This window comes from Psittacicella gerlachiana (assembly GCF_003585965.1).
GTDB lineage: Bacteria > Pseudomonadota > Gammaproteobacteria > Enterobacterales > Psittacicellaceae > Psittacicella > Psittacicella gerlachiana.
The window spans coordinates 1-5,132 of sequence record NZ_NRJF01000051.1 but is presented as its reverse complement, the minus strand read 5'-3'; the positions used below and the strand labels follow the sequence as shown (position 1 = coordinate 5,132).

The 5,132-nt window shown below is 30.7% G+C and carries 6 protein-coding genes; 3 read left to right on the top strand and 3 right to left on the bottom strand.

Features of this window, described 5'->3' with window-relative positions; all coding sequences use genetic code 11:
* The first annotated feature begins 381 nt into the window (after positions 1-381).
* The 3 genes from asd to CKF59_RS02040 are packed head-to-tail and all read left to right on the top strand — an operon-like array spanning position 382 to position 2,470.
* Complete coding sequence (gene asd, locus CKF59_RS02050) at positions 382-1,167, top strand: archaetidylserine decarboxylase (protein ID WP_222985494.1); 786 nt, start codon at positions 382-384, stop codon at positions 1,165-1,167.
* Between the two features lie 27 nt (positions 1,168-1,194).
* Positions 1,195-1,767 (top strand): arginine repressor, encoded by a 573-nt coding sequence (locus tag CKF59_RS02045; RefSeq protein WP_119534323.1) that lies wholly within the window; start codon positions 1,195-1,197, stop codon positions 1,765-1,767.
* 49 nt (positions 1,768-1,816) lie between these two features.
* A complete protein-coding gene (locus CKF59_RS02040; protein WP_119534322.1) occupies positions 1,817-2,470 on the top strand; it encodes a hypothetical protein in 654 nt (217 codons plus the stop codon).
* 27 nt (positions 2,471-2,497) lie between these two features.
* Here the strand turns inward: CKF59_RS02040 and CKF59_RS02035 are convergent, their stop codons facing one another.
* Genes CKF59_RS02035 through coaBC form a run of 3 tightly spaced genes read right to left on the bottom strand, consistent with a single transcriptional unit; the run spans position 2,498 to position 5,009 of the window.
* Positions 2,498-3,106: a hypothetical protein gene (locus tag CKF59_RS02035; RefSeq protein WP_119534321.1), complete on the bottom strand. Its 609-nt coding sequence runs from the start codon at positions 3,104-3,106 to the stop codon at positions 2,498-2,500.
* Positions 3,107-3,129: 23 nt separating this feature from the next.
* Entirely contained in the window at positions 3,130-3,600 is a 471-nt protein-coding gene (gene dut / locus CKF59_RS02030; protein ID WP_119534320.1) for a dUTP diphosphatase, read from the bottom strand.
* Positions 3,601-3,602: 2 nt separating this feature from the next.
* The gene (gene coaBC, locus CKF59_RS02025) at positions 3,603-5,009 is read right to left on the bottom strand and encodes a bifunctional phosphopantothenoylcysteine decarboxylase/phosphopantothenate--cysteine ligase CoaBC (protein ID WP_119534319.1); all 1,407 of its coding nucleotides are present in this window, start codon (positions 5,007-5,009) and stop codon (positions 3,603-3,605) included.
* Between the last annotated feature and the right edge of the window lie 123 nt (positions 5,010-5,132).

Below are 5,132 nucleotides of genomic sequence, written 5' to 3'. Positions count from 1 at the left end.
CTATTATTGCTGACCTTTATTTTTCGCTAAAAGTCTGAATAATTCAGATTAAAATTAAAGCAAAAAATAATAAAAAGAATTATAATAACTTCTAATAAAGGTGAGTATATTTGCTTTTAAGGATATAAATATAGTTTACTTGTAATTTAAAAGTAGATTATAGAAAAATATCAAAAAAATTTTAAAAATGTGACTGTAGACCACAAAATATAAGATTGAACTTACATTTGCGATTTAAGTTTTTGAAAAGCAGTTTCATTTGATATTATTTTATACATCTTGAATTAATCAAAAATTACTTTTTATCATTAAAATAACTAGACTATGAATTTCAAAATTTTTCTTCATAAATATTTGACACCTAGACACTTTTTGACCAAGATGGTCGGTAAGTTTGCTAGTGCAAAATGTGGTAAACTAACTACTCTAGCAATAAAAGGTTTTATTAAGTTAAATAAAGTAAATATTTCTGAAGCTAAATACCCTTCTGCAGACCATTATCAAACGTTTAATGAATTTTTTATCAGAGACCTTAATGAGCAGGCACGTCCTTTAGGTGAATCCCAGTTTGTTTCACCAGCTGATGGTAAGGTGGCAATGCTTGGAAATATAGATCATGGAACTTTAATTCAGGCAAAAGGACATAACTATACTGTAAGAGAGCTTTTAGCAATTTCTAAGGAAGAAGCTGAAAAATTTAATAATTGTTCATACTTAACGGTTTATTTATCTCCAAGAGATTACCATAAAGTTCATATGCCTTGTGATGGGAAATTATTAAAAGCTATTTTTATTCCAGGAGATTTATATTCTGTAAATGATAATGCGATTTCTAATATTTCTAATCTATATGCAAGGAATGAACGTTTAGTTTGCTACTTTGAAACTGAATTTGGTTTAATGGTGCAAGTTTTAGTAGGGGCAACTATTACAGGATCTATATTACAATTTTGGGATAATCCTATAATTTCTGATCATGCGGTGCATATAATTGAAAAAGATTATTCAGAAAGTAATATAATTATAAAGAAAGGCGAAGAAATGGGTGCATTTGTTATGGGAAGCACGACAATAAATATCTTTCCAGGAAATGTAGACTTTAAATTAGCCGAGATCAAAGTAGGAGCACCAATCAAAGTTAAATCTAGCATTGGTGATTTAGCGTAAATAAAAATTTTATAAATACTACTTTTTATGACAAAACTCTACGTGTCACGAAGAAAAACAACTCCTGTCCCAACTGCAAAGATTACGACTACAAAGAAAAGTAAAACTCAAAAAACTAAATCTGAAAAAGAACAATTAAAAGTAGTTTTAGAGAAGAATCGCTCGGTAATTAATTATTTAGTTGACTTGGTTAGCTATAATAATTTTTCAAAAGCTACAGAGATTCTAAAAGAATTAAACAAAAATGGTATAGATATCTCAATACATAAGCTTAGGCGCTTTTTGACCGCTGCTAATATAACTAAAGTAGCTAATGGTAAAGGGTTAAAATACTATAAATTAAGTTTAATGCAAAATCGTCTTACTTTGGAATCAAAGGTAGAAACTTTGGTTATGTCTATTCAAAGTAATGCTGTTTGTATCTTAATTAAAACTGTTCCTGCAGGGGCACAAATAATCGCTAAAATTTGTGATAGTTCTGCAGATGATTTAGAAATTCTAGGGACAATTGCTGGTGATGACGTAGTAATGTTGATTCCTAAAGATGTTAGTGAAATAGAAAGGGTTGAGAAAAGAACGAAGATGCTTTTTAAGCTCTAGTTTGAATTTAATCAATGCTTCTTACTTTATATTATTATAGGTTTGAGTTATGAAAGATAAAATGAAAAATGCTTTTGATCGTTCTTCTTATACAAAATTATATATTTATGCAGCTATTATAATTCTAGCCTTTGTTTTATATTTATTTGTATTTAGAGATACAAGCACCAATAAAGACTCGATTTTATTAGCAAAGAATGAAACCGCTACAGTTGTAATCAATAATCAAACAGATAGTTCAGCGACAACTGCAGATACTTCTGATAATGCTGTAAAAGAGCAAACTCCAAGTGTTCCTGTAGAAAATACAGATAAACCTGCTGAAGTTACACCAGCTACTCCAGTAGCGACTGCAACTCCTGCTCCGACTCCTAGTCAACCTGCAACTTCAACTAGTAGCACTAGTACGACAGCAGGGATTCCAACTATTCCGGAAAATCAGATTTATGCTAATCTAGAAACTCACGAAATTACGGTGAAAAGAGGGCAAACTGCGGGTGCTATTTTTGCAAATAGAAGAGCAGATATTTTTGCGATGGTTGCTGTTGATAAAGCAATTGAAAGATTAGGTGAAAATGATAAATTATATGTAAAATATAATGAACAAGGTAAAATTGTAGTTTTATCAATTGAGAAAAGACGTACTGGTTATGCTGGTCAATACGTACTAAATCTTGATAATCGTTATGTTTTCCTTAAATAAGTAAGAAGAGGGCCTTGAGCCCTCTTTTTAAATGCTTATTTTTTTAACAAGATTCTTTAATAAGGTAATCTCATTATTAATCTCTTCTTCTAGATCTTGTAAAATACTTTGACTCACCCCATGGCTTATATTCTGTGAGATATTTAAGTAGATCCCACTAAGTAAATCATTAAATAATTTAGAAAAAGTATTACTTATTTTTTCATTAAAGCGATTAAATAATCTTTTATATGCAAAGTAGGTAGTTAAATTAATACTAGTTACCGAAGAAGAAAATTCAAGATTTGCATATAAGTTATTAAAAGAAAGAATATGTGCTAACTGAGGTTTAGATAATAATGTTTTTATGATTTCTTTAGTAAAAACCGTTACTTTTTCTTCTAGGGAGTCATTTTTTCGATCTTTTAAGATATTTTCTAAAATGCTATTGATCTCAAACTCATAGTTATTTAGTGACTTAAGGATAAGATCTTCGACAGAAATATTACTTAAACCTAATTTTTTAGGGGTTGAATTTAATTGTTGAGCGATAAAAGTTTTTGTTGGTAATTTAGTGCTATTATTCTTGAGTAGATTAATTAGAGCAGAATTTACCATAAGCTCAAATGTCACTCCGAATAAATTTTGTGTACTCATGGAATGAACCTTAACTGCTTAAATTATTTAATCCCAGTAGAACCAAATCCATTTTCACCTCGTTGAGATGAGGAGAATTCTTCCACTTGATGGAGTTGCACTTGTGTAATTAATTGAAATACTAATTGAGCAATGCGCTCTCCATGTTCAATGGTTTGAGGTTGATTTGAACGATTCCAAAGAGATACTTTAATTTCTCCTTGATAATCAGAATCTACTACGCCAACGAGATTTCCTAAAACTAAACCACGTTTATGACCTTGTCCACTACGTGGATAGATAAATGCAGCATAATTTGGATTATCAATAAAGATAGCTATACCGGTATTGATTAAAACCGTTTGATTAGCTTCAATCGTTAAAGAGCTTTTATTTTCTAGATTAGCTCTCAAATCTATACCAGCAGCTCCCTCTGAACCATAGTTTGGTAAGCCAAACTCAGCAAAGAATTCCTTATCAAGAATTTTGTATGAGATGTCTAATTTTTTATTCATGTTTATGCTTTATAAGTATGGGTGTGTTCAATTTGGTATAAAGATTTGGCAATATCTAAAACCAGAAGTTTAGCGATTTTTTCTTTTAAATCATAACTTAAATCAACTATAGAGCCATCTTTTTTATAGAGAATTAAGTGATTAAAATCAGAATTCCATCCTTGATTTTCTTTAGAAACATCATTTGCACAAATACAATCACAACCTTTAGAAATAATTTTTGAGCGTGCATATTCCTCAACATTATTTGTTTCGGCTGCAAATCCTACCACATACTTAGGACGACGTGGTGAGTTAGAAACATTGTATAAGATATCTGGATTTTTAACTAGAGTTATAGTTAGTTCATCTTGGTCATTAGCTTTTTTGATTTTTGTTGTGCTAATTTCTTTAGCTCTAAAATCACCTACGGCAGCACAGCCTATAAATACATCTACATTTAGAAGTGATTCTAATACTGCATTGTTCATTTGTTCAGCTGATTCTACTTTAATAGTACGTATGCCTTCAGGAATTTCTACAGATACGGGACCAGAAATTAAAGTAACTTTTGCTCCAAGTTTTTTTGCCAAGAGAGCTATATATACCCCCATTTTTCCTGAAGAATGATTGGTGATATATCTAACAGGGTCGATCATTTCTCTAGTTGGACCAGCTGTAACTAGAACATGTTTGCCTTTAAAGTTTTCAACATATTTTGCAAACTCATTATCAAATTCACAAGAATTTTTTAAAGTAATAGTTTCTTTTGGTTTGCTTCTTAAGGCTGGAACATCGATTAGAGAGTTGTCTAGATGTTCGGCAATAAAGGTTTCTTTAGATTGCACAAAACCTACAGGTTTAAGATCTAAGTTAATTGGTTTAACTCCTAACTCATTGTTTACTATATCTAATAACTCTAGAGGTTCAAGCATTCTTCCTTGTCCAATATCTCCACAAGCTTGTAAACCTTGGTCTGTATTTAAAACTTTATACCCATATGTTTGTAAAGTTTTTAAATTATTTTGTACTTGAGGTTTATTAAACATCTCAACATTCATTGCCGGAGCAATAAGGAGAGGGATATTTACAGGTTTAGCTAAAATTACGGTTGTCAGCAGGTCATCTGCAGTACCTCGAGTAATTTTTTCAATACTATTTGCGGTAGCTGGGGCAATAAGGATTAAGTCAGCCCATTTTGCGAGCTCAATATGGCTCATAGCTAGTTCTGCATCAAGATCAAATAACTCAGTATAAACTTTGTTCTTAGATAGAGACTGTAGAGTTAGGGGAGTTACAAATTCTTTAGCAGCTTGAGTAAGAATAACTTTAACTTCGTATCCTTGTTTAACAGTTTCTCTCACTAAAAAAACTGTTTTATAAGCAGCGATACTGCCGGTAATTCCAATTAATAATTTCTTTTTTTGCATATATAATAAATCTAAGATGCTAAACTTATACTAACTTAGTTTTGAACTTCTTTATTATACAATTTTTATTTCTCTTGTCATGATCATTTTTCTTTACAGATTAAAACTAATAAGGGATAAAAA

Coding starts and splice junctions, on each gene's coding strand:
- CKF59_RS02035 (WP_119534321.1), bottom strand. CDS start 3,106: ATGAGTACACAAAATTTATTCGGAGTGACATTTGAGCTTATGGTAAAT.
- coaBC (WP_119534319.1), bottom strand. CDS start 5,009: ATGCAAAAAAAGAAATTATTAATTGGAATTACCGGCAGTATCGCTGCT.
- dut (WP_119534320.1), bottom strand. CDS start 3,600: ATGAATAAAAAATTAGACATCTCATACAAAATTCTTGATAAGGAATTC.
- CKF59_RS02040 (WP_119534322.1), top strand. CDS start 1,817: ATGAAAGATAAAATGAAAAATGCTTTTGATCGTTCTTCTTATACAAAA.
- asd (WP_222985494.1), top strand. CDS start 382: ATGGTCGGTAAGTTTGCTAGTGCAAAATGTGGTAAACTAACTACTCTA.
- CKF59_RS02045 (WP_119534323.1), top strand. CDS start 1,195: ATGACAAAACTCTACGTGTCACGAAGAAAAACAACTCCTGTCCCAACT.